The 18104-nt window shown below is 64.0% G+C and carries 14 protein-coding genes; 12 read left to right on the plus strand and 2 right to left on the minus strand.

Annotated elements, in window-relative coordinates; genetic code table 11:
* Positions 1-31: 31 nt before the first annotated feature.
* From gcvH to QMF22_RS12865, 4 genes are all read left to right on the plus strand, one after another.
* Positions 32-403 (plus strand): glycine cleavage system protein GcvH, encoded by a 372-nt coding sequence (gene gcvH, locus QMF22_RS12850; protein ID WP_283454207.1) that lies wholly within the window; start codon positions 32-34, stop codon positions 401-403.
* Positions 404-410: 7 nt separating this feature from the next.
* Entirely contained in the window at positions 411-3311 is a 2901-nt protein-coding gene (gene gcvP / locus QMF22_RS12855; protein WP_283454209.1) for an aminomethyl-transferring glycine dehydrogenase, read from the plus strand.
* 152 nt (positions 3312-3463) lie between these two features.
* Positions 3464-3688 carry a ribbon-helix-helix domain-containing protein gene (locus tag QMF22_RS12860; protein WP_283454212.1) on the plus strand — a complete coding sequence of 75 codons (225 nt, stop codon included), beginning with the start codon at positions 3464-3466 and terminating at the stop codon, positions 3686-3688.
* On the plus strand, positions 3685-4047 hold the full coding sequence (locus QMF22_RS12865) for a type II toxin-antitoxin system PemK/MazF family toxin (RefSeq protein WP_283454214.1): 363 nt from the start codon (positions 3685-3687) through the stop codon (positions 4045-4047). Before QMF22_RS12860 ends, QMF22_RS12865 begins: the two co-directional genes overlap by 4 nt.
* Positions 4048-4155: 108 nt before the next feature.
* Here QMF22_RS12865 and QMF22_RS12870 read toward each other — a convergent pair whose 3' ends face one another.
* Positions 4156-4932, minus strand: coding sequence for a CPBP family intramembrane glutamic endopeptidase (locus QMF22_RS12870; RefSeq protein WP_283454217.1), 777 nt, complete (start codon positions 4930-4932; stop codon positions 4156-4158).
* Between the two features lie 339 nt (positions 4933-5271).
* Between QMF22_RS12870 and QMF22_RS12875 the strand changes: the two genes are divergently transcribed.
* The 7 genes from QMF22_RS12875 to QMF22_RS12905 all read left to right on the plus strand — a co-directional run bounded on the left by QMF22_RS12875 (position 5272) and on the right by QMF22_RS12905 (position 15582).
* Positions 5272-6885: a peptide ABC transporter substrate-binding protein gene (locus QMF22_RS12875; RefSeq protein WP_283454218.1), complete on the plus strand. Its 1614-nt coding sequence runs from the start codon at positions 5272-5274 to the stop codon at positions 6883-6885.
* A 198-nt stretch (positions 6886-7083) separates the two neighbouring features.
* A complete protein-coding gene (locus tag QMF22_RS12880; RefSeq protein ID WP_283454220.1) occupies positions 7084-8013 on the plus strand; it encodes an ABC transporter permease in 930 nt (309 codons plus the stop codon).
* Positions 8003-8989 (plus strand): ABC transporter permease, encoded by a 987-nt coding sequence (locus tag QMF22_RS12885; RefSeq protein ID WP_283454222.1) that lies wholly within the window; start codon positions 8003-8005, stop codon positions 8987-8989. Before QMF22_RS12880 ends, QMF22_RS12885 begins: the two co-directional genes overlap by 11 nt.
* On the plus strand, positions 8986-10746 hold the full coding sequence (locus tag QMF22_RS12890; protein ID WP_502846955.1) for a dipeptide ABC transporter ATP-binding protein: 1761 nt from the start codon (positions 8986-8988) through the stop codon (positions 10744-10746). The genes QMF22_RS12885 and QMF22_RS12890 overlap by 4 nt, the downstream gene beginning before the upstream one ends.
* A gap of 331 nt (positions 10747-11077) precedes the next feature.
* Positions 11078-12865 carry an ABC transporter family substrate-binding protein gene (locus QMF22_RS12895; protein ID WP_283454226.1) on the plus strand — a complete coding sequence of 596 codons (1788 nt, stop codon included), beginning with the start codon at positions 11078-11080 and terminating at the stop codon, positions 12863-12865.
* 137 nt (positions 12866-13002) lie between these two features.
* Positions 13003-14535 (plus strand): ABC transporter permease, encoded by a 1533-nt coding sequence (locus tag QMF22_RS12900; RefSeq protein WP_283454228.1) that lies wholly within the window; start codon positions 13003-13005, stop codon positions 14533-14535.
* Positions 14536-15582, plus strand: coding sequence for an ABC transporter permease (locus tag QMF22_RS12905; protein ID WP_283454230.1), 1047 nt, complete (start codon positions 14536-14538; stop codon positions 15580-15582).
* A gap of 20 nt (positions 15583-15602) precedes the next feature.
* Here the strand turns inward: QMF22_RS12905 and QMF22_RS12910 are convergent, their stop codons facing one another.
* Entirely contained in the window at positions 15603-16211 is a 609-nt protein-coding gene (locus tag QMF22_RS12910; RefSeq protein ID WP_283454233.1) for a PH domain-containing protein, read from the minus strand.
* Positions 16212-16270: 59 nt separating this feature from the next.
* On the opposite strand from QMF22_RS12910, the gene QMF22_RS12915 reads away from it, so the two are divergent.
* Positions 16271-18058, plus strand: coding sequence for an ABC transporter ATP-binding protein (locus QMF22_RS12915; RefSeq protein WP_283454235.1), 1788 nt, complete (start codon positions 16271-16273; stop codon positions 18056-18058).
* Positions 18059-18104: the final 46 nt, after the last annotated feature.

Genomic DNA, 18104 nt, shown 5'->3' on the forward strand with positions numbered 1-18104 from the left:
AACAGCACTGAAAACTGCGAAAGGCAACACCATGACAGACACATCCGCATTGCAGTACACCGCCGAGCACGAGTGGGTTTTGGTCGAGGGCAGCATCGCGACCGTCGGCATCACCGCCTACGCCGCTGAGAAGCTCGGCGACGTCGTCTTCGTTGAACTGCCCGAGGTGGGCAGCACTGTTGCCGGCGGCACGGTCGTCGGCGAGATCGAGTCGACCAAGTCGGTCGGGGAACTCTTCGCACCGGTGAACGGCACCGTCACGGCCACCAACGACGCCGTGGTGAACAGCCCCGAGCTCGTCAACAGCGACCCGTTCGGCGAGGGCTGGCTGATCAAGGTGGAGTTCGACACCCTACCCACCCTGCTCACCTTTGCCGAGTATTCAGCCCTGGTCGGGGAGTAACCGCGCTATGAGCCACGCTTTCGCGCAGCGTCACATCGGAACTACTGGAGACGCCCAGTCCCACATGCTCGCCACGCTCGGATACGCCTCGGTCGACGACCTCGTCTCCGCCGCCATGCCCGCGTCAATCCACGCCGACCTGTTCCGGCAGGACGGTGATAGCGCCCTGCCACCGGCCGCGACCGAGAACGAGGCCGTCGCCGAACTGCGCGCCCTCGCCGGCCGCAACACCGTCAAGCGCTCGATGATCGGTCAGGGCTACTATGACACGTTCACGCCCGCCGTGATCAAACGCAACGTGTTCGAAAACCCCAGCTGGTACACCGCCTACACGCCGTACCAGCCCGAGATCTCGCAGGGTCGACTCGAAGCGCTCATCAACTTTCAGACCATGATCGCCGATCTCACCGGGCTGACCACGGCCAACGCGTCGATGCTCGACGAGTCCACCGCGGTCGTCGAGGGCATGCTGCTGGCCCTGCGCGCGTCGAAGTCGGGCTCACGGCGGTTCATCGTCGACACGGATGCCTTTCCCCAGACCCACGCGCTGCTCCTCAATCGCGCCGCTGCGCTCGACATCGAGCTCGCCCGGGTCGACCTGAGCGAGCAGACCACGGCCGCGGATCTCGGCGACTATTTCGGTGTCTTCGTGCAGTACCCGGCCGCATCCGGTCGCATCTGGAACCCTCAGAACGTCATCGAACTGGCCCACGAACACAAGGCGCTCGCCGTGGTGGCGGCCGACCTGCTTGCCCTCACCCTGTTGAAGTCACCCGGCGACCTCGGCGCCGATGTGGCCGTTGGCACCAGCCAGCGCTTCGGCGTGCCGATGGGCTTCGGCGGACCTCACGCCGGCTACATGGCCGTGCGCCGCGGCCTCGAACGCCAGCTGCCTGGCCGACTCGTGGGAGTGAGCGTCGACGCAGCCGGCCACCCCGCCTACCGCCTCGCCCTGCAGGTGCGCGAACAGCACATCCGCCGCGACAAGGCCACCTCGAACATCTGCACCGCCCAGGTGCTGCTCGCCGTCATGGCCGGCATGTACGCGGTCTACCACGGGCCCCAGGGCCTGAGGGCGATCGCCACCCGGGTGCAGGAGCGGGCCGGCGCCCTCGTTGCCGCCCTGCGCGCCATCGACGTCGACGTTCTCACCGACGCGTTCTTCGACACCGTGCAGATCAACGTGCCGGCCGGTGCCGCCGAGGTCGTCGCCAAGGCATCCGCCAGCGGCTACAACCTGCGCCAGGTCGATGAAAACACCATCAGCGTCTCGGTCGACGAGACCACCACGCTCGCCGACCTGTCCTATGTCGTCGGTGCGTTCGGCGGCCGCTCTGCCTTCGGCCACGTCGACTTCGACGCTGTGCAGCACGGACTGCCAGCGGAGCTTGATCGGACGAGCGAGTTTCTCACCCACCCGGTGTTCAACACGCACCGCTCCGAGACCAGCATGATGCGCTACCTCAAGCGCCTCGCCGACTACGACTACGCGCTCGACCGCGGCATGATCCCACTAGGTTCCTGCACAATGAAGCTCAACGCGGCGAGCGAGATGGAGGCCGTCAGCTGGCCCGAATTCGCCGGAATCCACCCGTTCGCACCGCTTGCGGATGTCGAGGGTTACCTTCACCTGGTGCGCCAGCTTGAAACCTGGCTGACCGATGTCACCGGCTACGACTCCGTGTCACTGCAGCCGAACGCCGGCAGCCAGGGCGAACTGGCCGGCCTCCTCGCCATCCGTGGGTACCACCAGTCCAACGGTGAATCCGACCGCACGGTCTGCCTGATCCCGTCGAGCGCACACGGCACCAACGCGGCATCCGCGGCCCTCGCCGGCATGCGCGTCGTCGTGGTGGCCTGCGACGAACTCGGCAACGTCGACCTCGCCGACCTGCACGCCAAGATCGCCGAGCACGCCGAGAACCTCGCCGCTCTCATGATCACCTACCCGTCCACCCACGGTGTGTACGAGCACGAGGTCGCCACCATCTGCAAGGCCGTGCACGAGGCCGGCGGGCAGGTCTACGTCGACGGCGCCAACCTGAACGCCCTGCTCGGGTTCGCCCGCTACGGCGACTTCGGCGGCGACGTCTCGCACCTCAACCTGCACAAGACCTTCTGCATCCCGCACGGCGGCGGCGGGCCCGGCGTCGGCCCGGTCGCAGCCAAGGCGCACCTCGCGCCGTTCCTGCCGGGGCATCCGCTCGCCCAGAGCGATGAACACTACCTGCTTGGCGAAGGGGGAGCCTCTGCCAGCGTCATTCACGCCGGCGGACCGGTCTCGGCCGCGCCCTACGGCAGCCCGAGCATTCTGCCGATCTCCTGGGCCTACGTGCGCATGATGGGAATCGACGGCCTCAAGCAGGCCACCGGCGCCGCCGTGCTCGCCGCCAACTACGTCGCCAAACGCCTGGAGAACGACTACCCGCTGCTCTACTCGGGCGAAAACGGCCTGGTCGCCCACGAGTGCATCCTCGACCTGCGCCCGCTCACCGCGGCCACAGGGGTGAGCGTCGACGACGTGGCCAAACGCCTCGTCGACTACGGCTTTCACTCGCCGACGATGAGCTTTCCGGTGGCCGGCACGCTCATGGTCGAACCCACCGAGAGTGAAGACCTCGGGGAGATCGACCGCTTCTGCGAGGCCATGATCGCGATCAAGGCCGAAGCGGATGCCGTCGCCGCTGGCCGCTGGCCCGCCGACGACAACCCGCTGCACAACGCTCCGCACACGGCGCAGTGCGTGATCGAGGGGGAGTGGGAGCGTCCGTATGATCGCGCGACCGCCGTGTACCCGCTCGCGTCGCTGGTGCGGAACAAGTACTGGCCGCCGGTGCGTCGCATCGACAACGCGTACGGGGACCGCAACCTGGTCTGCGCCTGCCCGCCGCCCGAGGCCTTCGAGTAGGGCGCCCCGCCCTCGCTGGTCGAGGCGCGACGGAGGAGCGATCGAGACCTGGGTTGGCTGGTCTCGATCGCTCGTGCCTCGCGCCTCGACCGGCGGTGCTCGGACGGATCGTTTTCGTTGCCACCAGGGTCGCACCACGGTACGATCACGGTATGACCGTAAAGTTGAGTGTGAGCCTTCCGGACGCTGACGCAGCGTTCATCGACAAGCTTGCCGAGCTGCACTCCGGCAATCGTTCCGCTGCCGTGCAAGATCTGGTCCGACTTGGTCGTGAGCTGCGAGCTGTCGATGCGTACGCCGCGGCATTCGAGGAGTGGGACCACGGTATCGACGCCGGTGACTGGGACGTCACGGTCAGCGATGGGCTCGATCAGTGAGGCGCGGCGAAGTACGCCTGGTGTCACTGGATCCCGCGCTGCCCGGGGAAGCCTCAAAAACACGGCCGTGCATTGTCGTGAGCAATGACGCAGCGAACACCGCTGCCTCCCGATTCGGACGCGGATCGGTCACCATCGTACCGCTGACCTCCAGCACCGGTTTGGCCCACCCTGATTTTCAGATTCTGGTCGACGACGAGGTCGAACTTCGGCAAATGGGGCTCGCCCGGCAATCGAAAATTCAAGCCGAGCAGGTCAGAACAATAGCGCTGTCACGTATCGGTGAGCTCGGGGGCTGGACGCCACTGCGCGTGATGCGGCAGGTTGACGACGCCCTGCGGTTTCATCTGTCCCTCTGAGCACGTCTGTATCGTGGGGTCACTCGGCCACCGCCTCCGAAACCAGTTTCGGGCGTGGTCGCGCCCGGAAGTTCCGCTGGTCTCGATCTCTCGTGCCTCGACCGGCGCCTAGCTGGCGGGGGCGAGCAGCCCCGGCCACCAGGCCAGCGCGAGCGGGTAACCGACAAACGAGAGAATGTCGAGCAGAGCGTGGGTCACCACGAGCGGCGCGGTGCGCCCCCAGCGGGTGTAGCACCAGCCGAACACGACGCCCATGGCCACGTTGCCAAAGAACGGCCCGACGCCCTGGTACAGGTGGTAGCTGCCGCGCAGCACAGCCGAGCTCACAATGATGGTCCAGGTCGACCAGCCGAGCTCTCGCAGCCGGGTAAAGAGGTAGCCGACCACGATGAGTTCCTCGAGCAGCGCTGCCTTGAGGGCGGCGAAGACAAGAATCGGAATGGTCCACCAAAAGGTGTCGAGCGGCGACGGCACCACGGCCACTGTGAAGCCGAATGCGCGGCCGGCCAGGTAGAGCGCGAGGCCCGGAATGCCGATGACGAGCAGCAGCCCGAACCCGCCGAACACGTCCTTGCCCGGCCGGGTCAGGTCGAAGCCGAGCCGAGTGAACGGGTTCTGGCCGGGCCGCCAGAGCAAGAACAGCACCAGGGCAACCGCGGCGAGCCCGAACGCGATGCCGAGAAACTGGTAGGTGAAGTCGAGCCACTCCCGCGGCGACTGCGAGCCGTTGAGGGTCGCGGACTGGTCGGCGAGTGGGGTCGGATCAGTGAGCCGGGCCACGATCGACACGATCGAGTACACGGCCGACGCCCCGAGAGAAAGCGAGAGCACAATGCCGATCTCCCAATACAGCCGAGAGCGACTGAGAACGGATGCTGGCGCCATGGCTCCATCTTGCCACCCGCCCGCGCGCGGCCCCACCCGCCCGCGCGCGGACCCACCCGGCCGCCACGCGCGCCGACACCGGGGCGCGGCATCCGCTCAAAACCGGCCCTGCAACATCCGTGCAAGATTGCCGTGCGTGACGCTCATTAGTGGCCGGATATATTGCGCGTGTGTAACATTCTTTGTTCCGTTGCCCATTCTGGACAAACTACAAACTAGGGTCGTAACAACCCCCCAATGCTGTGCCGGGTTTTTTACGGCCAAGATTGGGTTGACTCTACTGGCGCGTGACACGGTCAAGAGCTGTGTCAGGCGCCCTTTTGTGCATAGGAGCAAAAATTGAAAATCAAGAGAATGGGCATTGTCGCCCTCACTCTCGCGTCTGTGGGAGCCCTCGTGCTCACTGGCTGCGCTGGTGGATCAGCGAAGCCAGCGGCAGGTAGTGACTCTTCGGCGGTCATCACGGCGAACGGGTCAGAGCCCCAGAACGCCCTGATCCCAACCAACACCAATGAGGTGGGCGGCGGCAAGATCCTCGACTCGATCTTCGCGGGCCTGGTCTACTACGACGCCAAGGGTGCCCCCGTCAACGATGTGGCCGAGTCGATCACCACCGATGACAACATCACGTACACCATCAAGATCAAGCCGGGCCTCACCTTCACCAATGACGAGCCGGTAAATTCGAACAGCTTCGTCGATGCCTGGCAGTACGGCGCTTTGCTCAGCAACGCCCAGCTGTCGAGCTATTTCTTCGAGGACATCGAAGGCTTCAGCTACGACCAGGACAGCCCGCTGACTGGTCTCAAGGTCATCGATGATACGACTTTCACGGTGACCCTCACCAAGCCGCTGGCCGACTTTCCTCTGCGCCTCGGCTACTCGGCGTTCTCGCCACTACCCGCATCCGCCTGGACAGACCTCGCTGCCTTCGGCGAGAACCCCATCGGTAACGGCCCGTACATGCTCGCCAGCCCAACGGCCTGGAAGCACAATGAGAAGATCGACCTCGTGGTCAACCCCGGCTATGACGGCGGGCGCAAGCCGAAGAACGGGGGCTTGACGATCAAATTCTATGCCGATCAGGGAGCCGCCTACGCTGACATGCTCGCTGGCCACCTTGACGTTCTCGACGCGGTCTCCCCGAGTGCATTGGCCACGTTTGAAAGCGATCTGGGCGATCGTGCCATCAACCAGCCTGCTGCGGTGTTCCAATCCTTCACGATTCCGGCTCGCCTGCCCCACTTTGACGGAGCCGAAGGAAAACTGCGCCGCGCAGCACTGTCGATGGCGATCAATCGGGAGGAGATCACCAAGGTGATCTTCGAGGGAACTCGCACGCCAGCTTCAGACTTCACCTCACCGGTCATTGATGGCTGGTCTGACTCACTCCAGGGCGCCGACGTGCTGAAGTTCGACGAGGCCAAGGCCAAGGATCTCTGGGCCCAGGCCGATGCGATCTCCCCGTGGAGCGGCACCTTCCAGATCGCCTACAACGCCGACGGTGGGCACGATGCGTGGGTTGACGCCGTCATGAACAGCCTCAAGAATGTGCTCGGAATTGATGCTTCTGGTGCCCCGTACCCGACCTTCAAGGAGATGCGCACGCTCATCACCAATCGCGGGATCCAGACGCCGTTCCGCAGCGGTTGGCAGGCCGACTACCCGGGCCTGTTCAACTTCCTCGGGCCGCTCTACGCGACCGGCGCCGGTTCCAATGACGGCGACTACTCGAGCGCGGCGTTCGAGAAATTGCTGAACACTGGCTCGACCGAAACCGACCTGGAGAAGGCCAACGCTGCCTTCCAGAAGGCACAGGAGATCCTGCTCGAGGACCTTCCGGCCATCCCACTGTGGTATGCGAACGTGACCGGTGGTTACGGAACCGCCGTGTCGAACGTGGAGTTCGGCTGGAACTCGGTTCCGCTGTACTTCGAGATCACCAAGGGCTAGTTCCCATCTAGAATTGGGTGGAGGCGATGGCGCGAGCGTCATCGCCTCCACCCACGCCATCCTTGTCGGCCACGTGGCGCACAGCCTCGCTCGAAAGTAGTGTTGGCATCAACAGCCTGAAAATGGCAACTTGCCAGCCACAGTTAGGGTTCAGATCCCGTATGTTCACACTCACCATCCGGGAGACATAGTCGTCTCATGACCGGATACATTCTTCGACGCGTTCTCCAGGCGATTCCCGTGTTTCTGGGAACGACCTTCCTCATCTATTTCATGGTGTTCGCCATGCCCGGTGATCCGATTCTCGCTCTGTTCCCCGGTCGATCGCCCGATCCGGCGGTTGTCGCCCAACTCCGGGCGCAATACCACCTCGACCAGCCGTTCATCGTTCAGTACTTCATCTACCTCGGCGGCATCCTGCAGGGTAACTTCGGCCTGACCTTCTCCGGTGAAGCGATCAACGATGTGCTCGCCCGCACTTTCCCAGTCACCGCGCGGTTGGCCGGGCTCGCGCTGACCTTCCTGGCGATTTCCGGCATCCTGGTCGGACTCGTTTCAGGTCTTCGCAAGGGCAAGCTCTTTGACGCGACATCGCTCGCCGTCAGCCTGTTGCTGATCTCGCTACCGATCTTCGTGATCGCCTTCGTCGCCCAGTTCGTCTTCGGCATCCAACTCGGCTGGGCGCGCACCACAGTAGGCAGCGGTGCTCCGACCGCGGATCTGATCCTGCCGGCCGTGGTCCTGGCCAGCGCCAGTTTCGCCCAGATCATGCGCCTCACCCGAGCGTCGGTGATCGAGACGGCCGGACTCGACTTCGTACGCACGGCCTACAGCAAAGGGCTCAGCCGTGGCCGCGTCATCCCGGTGCACATTCTGCGCAACTCGCTCATTCCCGTGGTCACCTATCTTGGAACCGACTTCGGAACTCTTCTGGTCGGAGCCACGATCACCGAGGGCATCTTCAACGTGCCCGGGGTGGGCAACACTCTGTTCCAGGCGATCAAACGCGGTGAGGGCCCCACTGTCGTGTCATTCGTGACCGTCATGGTGTTGCTCTACCTCGTCGTCAACTTGCTGGTAGACCTGCTTTACGGTCTGCTCGACCCAAGGATTCGTTATGTCAAGTAACTCACCGACCGGCCCCTCGGCCGGTCCGGGTGCCGACGGACGCTCGGCGACCCACTTCGTCGCGTCCCTCGACGAAACACCGCTCGTCGAAACCGATACCGTGCAGGTGTCGGAGAGACCCAGCAACCTGTGGATCGACGCCTGGCGGGACCTTCGGGTGCGTCCGATGTTCTGGATCTCCGCAGCGTTGATTGTGCTGGTCATCATCGTCGCTCTCATGCCGTGGCTGTTCACGCAGACCCCGCCCAACAACGACTGCCATCTCAGCAACAGCAATGCCGGTCCGGCTGCAGGGCATCCGCTCGGCTTCACCAAGCAGGGCTGCGACATCTACTCGCGCATCATCAACGGCACGTCGACGTCGGTGTCCGTTGGCTTCATCGTGATCGTGCTAACCACGCTTCTCGGGGTCGTTTTCGGAGCGTTTGCCGGTTTCTACGGCGGCTGGGTGGACTCGATCCTGTCCCGGCTGGGCGACATTTTCTTTTCGATCCCCTACATCCTGGCCGCCGTCGTCATCATGAGCGTGCTGAGCCAGTACCGCAGCGTCTGGAGTATTTCGCTGGCGATCGGGGTGTTCGCCTGGCCGCAAACGGCTCGCGTGTTGAGATCCGAAATTCTGCGGGTCAAAAACGCCGATTACGTCATGGCCTCATCGGCCCTCGGACTGTCACGCTTTAAGATCTTGCTCAAGCATGTTCTTCCCAACTCGATCGCACCCGTCATCGTCATCACGACGATCTCGCTGGCCGCGGCCATCGTGGCCGAGGCGAGCCTGTCCTTTCTTGGGGTGGGCCTCGGCAGCGACATCATGTCGTGGGGGAACGACATCAATAATGCCCAGAATGATCTTCGAACAAATCCGCAAACGTTGATCCTGCCCTCCATCGCCCTCTCCCTGACCGTGTTCGCGTTTATCTCGCTCGGCGAGGTTGCGCGAGACGCACTTGATCCGAAAGCGAGGGCGCTGCGATGAGCGAGCCGCACCCCACCGAAAGACGCGCAGGGACACGCACCATGGACCAGCCGCTGCTGGAGATCCGCAACCTCGAAGTCGGATTCCAAACCCAGAACGGCTTCGTGCCGGCACTGAACGGCATCGATCTCACCCTGATGCCGGGGCAGACAGTCGCCATCGTGGGCGAGTCCGGTTCGGGCAAGTCGACCACGGCCCACGCCATCATCAACCTGCTTCCGGGATCGGGCCGCATCACCAAGGGTGAGATTTTGTTTGAAGGTCGCAACCTCGCCTCGCTGGGCGACCGGGAGATGGAAGACGTGCGAGGAAAACTCGTCGGCTTCGTTCCGCAGGACCCCATGTCCAACCTGAACCCGGTCTGGAGTATCGGCTTCCAGGTGGAGGAAGCCATCCGAGCGAATGGAATCGCGAGCGGCAAGGATGTGAAGAAGTACGCCATCCAGGTGCTCAAGGAGGCAGGCCTGGCCGACGCCGATACACGAATGCACCAGTTCCCGCATCAGTTCTCCGGTGGGATGCGGCAGCGTGTGCTGATCGGCATGGGGCTGGCAGCTCGTCCCAAGCTGCTGATCGCCGACGAGCCGACGTCAGCGCTTGACGTCACCGTGCAGCGGGTCATTCTGGACCATCTGGCGACGCTGACTCGCGACCTGGGCACCGCCGTCTTGTTCATCACCCACGACCTCGGCCTCGCGGCCGAACGTGCGGAACAGCTCGTGGTGATGTACAAAGGCCGGATCGTGGAATCCGGTCCGTCCCGGGAGATCCTGGAGAACCCGCTGCACCCGTATACGCAGCGTCTCGTTGCAGCGGCCCCCAGCCTGGCCTCCCGGCGGATAGTTTCTTCCGGCCAGAAGCTGAGCGAGGCGGACTACCACCCGCCGACATCGGCGCGCGGAATGGACCTGATCAAGGCAGCAGAAAGCCGGGCGGCGAAGAACGAGATCGAACGGGCAGACGACTCTGCGATCGTCGTCGAGTCGCTGTCCAAGGTTTACAAGATCCGCGGGGAGAAGGGAGAGGGGCGCCACTTCAAGGCCGTCGACGACGTCTCCTTCACCGTTCAACGCGGAACCACGATGGCGTTGGTGGGAGAATCGGGCTCCGGAAAATCCACCGTCGCCAAGCTTCTGCTGCGCCTCGAGGACGCCACCCAAGGAAAGATCATGATCGATGGGGCCGATATCGCGCACCTCGGTGGTCGTGAACTCCTCTCCCTGCGGCGCAAGATGCAGCCGGTCTTCCAGGACCCGTACGGCTCGCTCGATCCACTGCGCAATATCGGCAACACCATCGCTGAACCGCTCGTCGTGCACCGTGTGGGCGATCGCGCCTCTCGGCGCAAGCGGGTGAGCGAACTCCTCGACCAGGTGGCGTTGCCGGCTAATCTCTCGACGCGGTATCCGAACGAGCTGTCCGGCGGCCAGCGGCAACGTGTGGCGGTAGCCCGCGCGCTCGCGCTCAAACCCGAGATCGTCATCCTCGACGAAGCAGTGTCGGCCCTCGACGTGCTCGTGCAGGCGCAAATTCTCAGCCTGCTCGCAGAACTGCAGTCCGAGCTCGGGCTGACCTACCTGTTCATCACCCATGACTTGGCCGTCGTGCGAGTCATCGCCGACCAGGTGTGTGTCATGAAGCGTGGGCGGATTGTGGAGTCCTCGACGGTGGACGAGGTCTTCGACAATCCGAAGGAGGAGTACACCCAGGGATTGCTCGCCGCGATTCCCGGAGCGAACTTCGAGTTCGGGCGGTAGCCGAACGCTTTCCAGATAAATCAGGCCCGACCGGGAATTCATTCCGGTCGGGCCTCTGGTTTTGGTGTTCGAGCACTGTGGCACCCCGGGTAAGACCGGCGGGCAAATTCGGGCGCCGCGGCATCGGCAAACGGTCCAAAGGCCGCTTTTTGCCAGAGCAGACGCCGATTTTGTGCACAATGCCCGACTTCAACGAAAAAGAATGGAGCTATTTCATAACAGTTCGGCAATTTGTTTGGCAAAGGTGAGGATTTCTCTCTAGGGTCATAGCTAACCAGGATCGACCGCGGCTGCTAGCCCGTGTCGACGATCACTTCGCCCAGGAGGAATCTTGTCCATCAGAGGAAAACTGTTCAGGAAAAGTGTCAGCGGGGTCGCCGTTCTTGGCGTCGCCGCCCTCGCCCTGACCGCATGCACCACATCCGGCAGCACCGGTACGAATACGGATACCGCGGCCACCGGCGGCACGGTCACGGTCGCGGTGGTCAACGACTTCACATCGTTCAATAACCAGACCCCCCAGTCGAACCTCGACACCAACGGTCAGGTCGGTTACCTCATGGGTAACTACGGCTCCGCCTTCTCCTACATCGATAAAGACTTCAAGATCGTGCACGAAGACAAGTTCGGCACCTTCGAGAAGACTAGTGACGACCCGCAGACGGTCACCTACACGCTGAACCCCGACGACAAGTGGTCGGACGGTGAGCCCGTCACGGCCGACGACATGGTGCTCTCCTGGGCGACACAGGCCGGCTATTACAACAGCTCAACCACCGATCCCGACAGCGGTGACGTGGTCTCGGGCACCCAGTACTTCGAGATCGCCGCGAGCACCGCTGGCCTCGACACGACCGCCTTCCCCACTGTGAGCGACGACAACCTGTCGATGACCCTGGTCTATGGCACCCCCTACGTGGACTGGGAGCTGGTCAACCCGATCGGCCAGCCGGCCCACATCGTGGCCAAGAAGGCCGGACTGAGTTCCGCCGCCGACCTGACCGCCCTGATGAAGAGCCTGCCGAAGGGGGACCCGGCCAACCCGGCTGCGGCCGACCCCACGCTGAAGGCCGCCGCCGACTTTGTGAACACCGGCTACGACGTGACCGCGTTCCCGACCGACCCCGACCTGCTGGTCTCGAGCGGCCCGATGGTGCCGACCGGCTGGACTCCCGGCCAGTCCTTCACCATGGAGCGCAACAAGTACTACGTGGGTGGCATGATCCCCAAGATCGACAAGATGATCCTGCGCGTCATTCCCGACGCCAACGCCCAGGTCACCGCCCTGCAAAACGGCGAGGTCGATATCATCAACCCGCAGGCATCCGCTGACACACTGACCGCGCTGGAGAACACCGGCGCCGACGTGCTCACCGGAGACCAGGTGTCATACGACCACCTCGATCTGCGATTCGATCAGCCGGTTTTCGCCGACATCAAGGTGCGCCAGGCCTTCCTGAAGACCATCCCGCGCCAGCAGATCCTGGACTCCATCGTGACGCCGGTCAACCCCGACGCCAAGGTGCTCAACTCGCAGATCTGGGTTCCGGCCAACGAGCCTTACGCAGATTCCGTCGCCAACAACGGCTCGAAGGACTATGCCGACGTCGATATCGACGGCGCCAAGGCCCTGCTGGCCGGTGCCACCCCCTCGGTGCGCATCCTCTACAACACCAACAACCCCAACCGGGTCGACGAGTTCCAGGCGATCCAGGAATCGGCCGCCAAGGCCGGAATCACGGTCGTCGATGCTGGGTCTCCGGACTGGAGCAGCCTGCTCTCGGGCGGCGACTATGATGCCTCTCTGTTCGGCTGGATCAGCCCCGGTGTCGGCTCCGCCGGCATCTCTCAGATCTTCTCGACCGACGGCGGTGGAAACTACAACCACTACACGGGAACGAACGATGACGCCATCGCGACCCAGACCACTCTGGATCCCGACAAGTTGATCGCCCTCGAGAAGAACATGGACAAGCAGATGTTCGCCGATGCCTACGGCCTGCCACTGTTCCAGCTGCCCGGCGTGTTCGGCGTCTCCAAGCGGGTGAGCGGTGTGGAGTACATGGGTAACCAGACCGGCCCGTTCTGGAACTTCTGGGAGTGGTCCGTCAGCAAGTAGTACGACCGAGATAGCTCGTCCGACCGCGCCGTTGGGCTCCTGGGTTCGCCCGGGAGCCCAACTGGCGGGTCGGGCGGCATCCGTTTTCTTGTCGTACCCGAGGTACGAACCAACCCCTACAGTGAGGTAGCCCCGGCATGGTGAGCTTCATCCTGAGACGAATTCTCGTTTCCATACTCATCCTGATCGCCGCATCGTTTCTGATGTACGTTATGGTGGGCTACTCGGCCGATCCGCTCCAAGACCTCACGAGCAGTAATTCGCCCAATAAGCAGCAACTCATCAATGCCCGCGTCTCTCTCCTCGACCTTGACGTTCCGCCGCCCCTGCGCTGGGTGCTCTGGCTCGGGGGTGTGGCCAAGTGTGCCGTTCCCTTCGCCAACGCCTGCGACCTGGGCTCGACCGTCTCCAAGGCGCAGGTCGTCGATATTCTGCCGAACGCTCTGGCTGCAACGGTGCAGCTCGTGACGTTCGCGCTCGTGCTGGCCATTCTGCTCGGCGTCACGATCGGCATCATCACCGCCCTCCGCCAATACAGCGGGCTCGACAATACGGTCACCTTCGTCAGCTTCTTTCTATACTCGCTGCCCGCTTTTCTGGTGGCCGTGCTCCTAAAAGAATTCATCGCGATCGGCTTCAACGACTTTCTGCGCGACCCGGTGATCGGTGGCCTCGCCCTCGTGGTCATCGGTCTCGTGATCGGCGCCATCTGGCAGTCACTCCTCGGCGGTGACGCCAAGCGACGCCTCGTCGTGTTCCTCGTCTCGGGGCTCGCGACCAGTGGCGTTCTGCTGCTGATGAGCGCGACGGGATGGTTCATGCACCCCGGTCTCGGAGCCATCCCGATCATTCTGTTGGTCGCAGCGATCGCCCTCGGCTCGGCCACTCTGCTGGCCGGGCTGCGCAACCGTCGGGCCCTCATTACAGCGGGCATCAACGCCGCGATCGCGCTCGTGGCCTACTTCACGCTTCAGCCCCTGTTCGACATCTCAAGCGCCGGCACACTGTTCATCCTCGCGCTCGCTACCGCTGCCGTGGGCCTGGTCAGTGGCTTCCTGGCCGGCGGCTACGACCGCGGCCAGAACATGCGGGTCGGCCTCGTCACCGCCCTGCTCTCGGGTGCCGTCGTGCTACTGGACCGGTTCATGCAGTCCTGGGGCGATCTGCTTACCGCCACCAACGGACGCCCGATCGCGACGGTGGGCTCGAAGACCCCTGGCTTGAGCGGCGATGTCTGGCTGGGCGGGCTTGACGCCTTCGCCCACCTCACCCTGCCGACCATCGCGCTGCTGCTGATCTCCTTCGCCGGGTACACCCGGTATTCCCGCGCCGGCATGCTCGAGGTGCTCAGCCTCGACTACATTCGCACCGCCCGCGCCAAGGGGCTGCCAGAACGCACCGTGATCGTGCGCCACGCCTTTCGCAACATGCTGATTCCGCTCACCACCCTGGTGGCCTTCGATGTCGGCGCCCTTCTCGGTGGCGCGATCATCACCGAGAAGGTCTTCGCCATCCCCGGGATGGGCAGCCTGTTCAACGCGGGACTCCAGCGTGGTGACCTCAACCCGGTGATGGGCTATTTCTTGATCGTGGCCGCGATGGCCATCACGTTCAATTTTCTGGCCGACATGGCCTATGCCGGGCTCGACCCGAGAGTGAGGATCCGCTAGATGTCCACACCAACTGGCTTGGGGGCGACCCCGCCCGAGATTCCGGCCGACGAACTCGCCGTGGCGAGTTCGGTTCCCGAGAGTCAGGGGCGCCTGATTTGGCGGCGTTTTGTCGGAAATAAAGTGGCCGTCGCCTCCGTCATCATTCTGCTGCTCATCATCCTGTTTTCCTTCTCCGCCATCGGCATCGGCCCGATCCCCGGCTGGTGGCAGTACGGGTACAAGGCGCTCAACCCGCAGGTGAACGGCGGCAACCCGACGCTCTCGCTGGTGCCACAGTTTCTTGGCGGCAACGGTATTTCGCTGGGGGAGCATCCCTTCGGCCAGGACCGCATCGGTAAGGACTACTTCGCCATGACCATGCGCGGCATTCAGAACTCCGCGCTGGTCATGGTGGTTCTCGGTCTCATCGCGACCGTCGTTGGCGTGGTGGTGGGGGCCATCGCCGGCTACTACCGCGGCACCGTCGACGCCATTCTGATGCGTGTCACCGACGTCTTCATCGTGATTCCTGCCCTCGTGATCGGCTCCGTCGTCGGCCACTGGTTCGGCGCTCTCGGCGCCCCGGTGCTGGCCATCATGCTCGGCTTCTTCTCCTGGATGGGCATTGCCCGCCTGGTGCGCGGCGAATTCCTGTCGCTGAGGGAGCGCGAGTTCGTCGAGGCCGCCCGAGTCGCTGGCGCCAGCGACATGCGCATCATCTTCAAGCACATCCTGCCCAACGCTATGGGCGTCGTCATCGTGTCGGCGACGCTCATCATGGCTTCGGCCATTCTGCTCGAGACGGCGCTGAGCTATCTCGGCTACGGCATCCGCTCTCCCGATGTGTCTCTGGGCCTGCTGATCAGCTCGAACCAGTCGGCGTTCCAGACCCGGCCGTGGCTGTTCTGGTGGCCCGGCGCTTTCATCGTGTCGCTCGCGCTGCTGGTGAATTTTGTCGGCGACGGCCTGCGCGACGCCTTCGACCCGCGTCACCGCCGGTTCAAGCTCAGCAAGATGCGCGAAACCCGGCCGGAACCGGAACCGGAGCTGGAGACGCAGCCGTGACGTCTCTAGGCCAGCAGGCCTCAGGCCAGCAGAATTGCGACAACGGATGCCACGGCGCCCGCCGCCAGCACGCCTGCCCGACCCCAAGCCCACACGACCACCACCGGCGTCTGCGCGGCGAGCCCGCCGTCGATCAGGCCGTTTCGCTGCAGCGCGTCCCAGCGGGCGCGCACCAGCTGCGCCGCCTCGCCGGACTCACTCCCCGGCAGGTCGCCGGGGCGTGGGGAGCCTCTGACGTAGGGCACCGGGTCTGTGCTTTTGCGGCGTCCGGAGCTCGTCAGGCTGCGGCCGGGGGCGGGCGCGCAGTACACCGCGAATTTACGCCCCGGCGTGTAGAGGGTGAGCGCGAACTTGGTGTCGACGTGCACGAGCGCCGCCCACGGCACCACGATGGTGCGCAGCGGATTGCGAATGGTCACGGCCGCGTCGCTGACACGCAGGTCTGGGCGCCACAGCACCTCCCAGACGAACAACACCACGAACAGGGCCGGAAGGACCAGCCAGCGGTTCGACAAAGTCGGGAGCAGAAACACGCTCACCGCGCTGGCGGCGGCAACGCCCGCGAACACGGCGGCGATGATGCGGTTGAACCGCGAGTAGAAGATATTCGGGTCGGCAGCGACGGGCATGCAGCCATGCTGCCAGATTTTGAACGCACCCACCGCACGAGCAGCGAAAGCAGGACTTCATGACCGACCAGGTGACGACCACATTCTCCGGCCCCGTACTGCAGGTCACTGATCTCACGGTGCACTTCGGTGTCGATAACGTCTGGGTGCCGGCCGCGCTCAAACTGAACTATTCGATCGAGCGGGGCAAGGTGCTCGCCATCGTCGGCGAGTCCGGCTCTGGCAAGAGCGCGAGCTCCATGGCCATCCTCGACCTGTTGCCCGAGAACAGTCGCATTTCCGGCAGCGTCAAGCTCAGCGGCCGGGAACTCATGGGCCTGAAGCCGGCGCAGATGCACAAGGTGCGCGGCGGGCAGATCGCCATGATCTTTCAGGAGCCAATGACGGCACTCAACCCGGTCTACACGATTGGGTTCCAGATCATCGAGACCCTGCGCGCTCACTTCGGCATGTCACCCTCCCAGGCCAAGGCCCGTGCCCTGGAGTTGCTCGACATGGTCGAGTTGCCCGATCCGCTCAAAGCATTCAACTCCTACCCGCACCAGTTGAGCGGCGGGCAACGCCAGCGCGCGATGATCGCCCAGTCCATCTCTTGCGACCCCCAGTTGCTCATCGCCGACGAACCCACGACCGCCCTCGACGTGACGGTGCAGGCCGAGATCCTCGACTTGCTGCGGAGCCTGCGCGACCGCCTCGACAGCGCCATCCTCTTGATCACCCACGATATGGGCGTGGTCGCTGACCTCGCCGATGACATCGCCGTCATGCGCCGCGGTGTCATCGTGGAGCGCGGCACCGTCGACCAGATCTTCAACGAACCCACCCATCCGTACACGATTGCCCTGCTGCAGGCCGTGCCGCATCTCGGGCAGCGCGGTGACGACGCGATCGACATGACCGCGGCGCTCGCCATTGGCACCGACATCGTGGTGGATGCCGTGCTCGCTGCCCGCATCGAGGTCAACGAGCGACTGGCCAATGAGGCGGCTTCGGCCGCGCGCAACGACAGCCGCGAAGTCGTCGTCAAGTTCGACGATGTCGTCATCGAGTACCCCAAACACGGTCGCGTCGCGGCGTTCCGCGCAGTCGACAAGGTCAACCTCTACGTACGACAGGGCGAGGTGCTGGGGCTCGTGGGGGAGTCGGGCTCCGGCAAGACCACCCTCGGACGCGCCGCCATCGCATTGCTGCCGATCACCGAGGGGTCGTTGCACGTGGCCGGCCAGGATATCTCGAAGGCCAGCCGGGAGGAGATCCACCGGCTGCACAAGAGTGTCGGCATCGTCTTTCAGGACCCGTCGTCTTCGCTCAACCCACGGATGCCCATCGGTGACAGTATTGGGGAACCCCTCAAACTGGCCAAGGGGCTGAAGGGCGCCGGCCTCAGTGCCGAGGTGGAGCGACTGCTTGACAGCGTCGAGCTGCCGCGAGGGTACCGCAGCCGCTTTCCGCACGAACTGTCCGGAGGCCAGAAGCAACGCGTGGGCATCGCCCGCGCGCTCTCGCTCGAACCCAAGGTGCTCATCGCTGACGAGCCCACCAGCGCGCTCGACGTGTCGGTTCAGGCCCGAGTTCTGGAGCTGATCCAGTCCCTGCAGCAGCAGATGAACTTCGCCTGCCTGTTCATCACTCACGACCTCGCCGTAATCGACGTGCTCGCTGACCGCATCGCCGTTATGCACCACGGTCGCATCGTGGAAACCGGCACGCGGGATGAGATTCTGCGCTACCCGAAAGACCCCTATACCCAGCGGCTGCTGGCGGCCGTTCCGATTCCCGACCCCACCGAACAGCGTGCCCGCCGTGAGCTGCGCCGCGAATTGTTGGCCGCCGGCATCGACGAGTAGGCGGATCACCGAGCCATCCCAGAGTCTGCGACAGATTCCCGTGTTG

It is taken from the genome of Cryobacterium sp. PH31-L1 (assembly GCF_030063145.1).
GTDB lineage: Bacteria > Actinomycetota > Actinomycetes > Actinomycetales > Microbacteriaceae > Cryobacterium.